This window comes from Pseudomonas sp. CM25 (genome assembly GCF_013179705.1).
Taxonomy (GTDB): domain Bacteria; phylum Pseudomonadota; class Gammaproteobacteria; order Pseudomonadales; family Pseudomonadaceae; genus Aquipseudomonas.
Map to the genome: position 1 here is coordinate 1 of NZ_JABMCW010000665.1, position 1,105 is coordinate 1,105.

The window sequence follows — 1,105 nt, forward strand, 5'->3', positions numbered from 1 at the left end:
CAGGACGTTCCACAAGATGGACGACAGTGACTGGGAGCAGGTCTACCAGGTGCATGTCGAAGGCGCCTTCAAGGTCACCCGCGCTGCCTGGCCACACCTGCGCGAGCAGAACTGGGGACGAGTGATCTTCACTGCGTCCACCTCCGGCATATACGGCAACTTCGGCCAGGCCAACTACGGCATGGCCAAGCTGGGGCTGTACGGGCTCACCCGCACCCTGGCGATCGAAGGGCGCAAGCACGGGATCCTGGTAAACGCCATCGCCCCCACCGGTGGCACGCGCATGACCGAAGGGCTGATCCCGCCGCAGATATTCGAGCGGCTCAAGCCGGAGCTGGTAAGCCCGCTGGTGGTGTACCTGGGTAGCGAGCAGTGCCAGGGTACGGGTGAACTGTTCGAGGTCGGTGGCGGGTGGGTGGGGAAGGTCCGGTGGGAGCGCAGCCTGGGCGTGGGCTTTGACCCGCGCGAAGGGTTTACCCCGGAGCAGGTGGCGGAGCAGTGGGCACAGATCGGTGATTTTGCAGGGGCGGTGCACCCGCAGGACAGTTTGCAGGCGCTGCAGCAGATGATGGATAACCTGCAGAAGTATCCGTTGGGCTGAGATTTGTACTGCCTGATTTCAAGGCAAATAAAAAAGGCCGCTGCAAACCGCAGCGGCCAATCGAGACGTCAGATCAAGGAGCTTCAAAATCTACGTCGGTGAACCTCGCAGGCCTGAAGGGCGGGGGGGGAGAAGCCCTTCATGCCGGCCAGTGAGTTAAGAATAAGCGGTTGATCCTGTGGGAAAAATAGCCGCTTATGACATTCACCTTTACGTATCGGGCAATAGTGACGCTGGCGCTCAGGCGGCGGGTGAGTAGCCCATGCGCCAGCTGGTTTCACGCGCTGCCGCCAGCAGCCGTTGCGCCGCCGGGCCATGCTCGTCGGCATGGAATATCGACGTCGGCCCGACCACCGTCATCACCGCAGCGATCTGCCCCATGGCATTGAATACCGGGGCCGAGAGGGCATCGACACCTGGCATCAGCAGGCCATGCACATGGTGCAGGCCACGCGCGCGAATGCCTGCCAGCACCGGCTGGTAGTCATCGGCGCCATGCTGCAG

The 1,105-nt window shown here is 62.5% G+C and carries 2 protein-coding genes; one reads left to right on the plus strand and one right to left on the minus strand.

Annotated elements, in window-relative coordinates; genetic code table 11:
• A partial coding sequence (locus tag HP546_RS30510; RefSeq protein ID WP_172233685.1) for an SDR family NAD(P)-dependent oxidoreductase occupies window positions 1-601 on the plus strand: 601 nt, incomplete at its 5' end.
• Between the two features lie 240 nt (window positions 602-841).
• On the opposite strand, the gene HP546_RS30515 is transcribed toward HP546_RS30510, so the two are convergent.
• On the minus strand, window positions 842-1,105 hold a 264-nt coding region (locus tag HP546_RS30515; protein ID WP_306126059.1), incomplete at its 5' end, for an IclR family transcriptional regulator C-terminal domain-containing protein.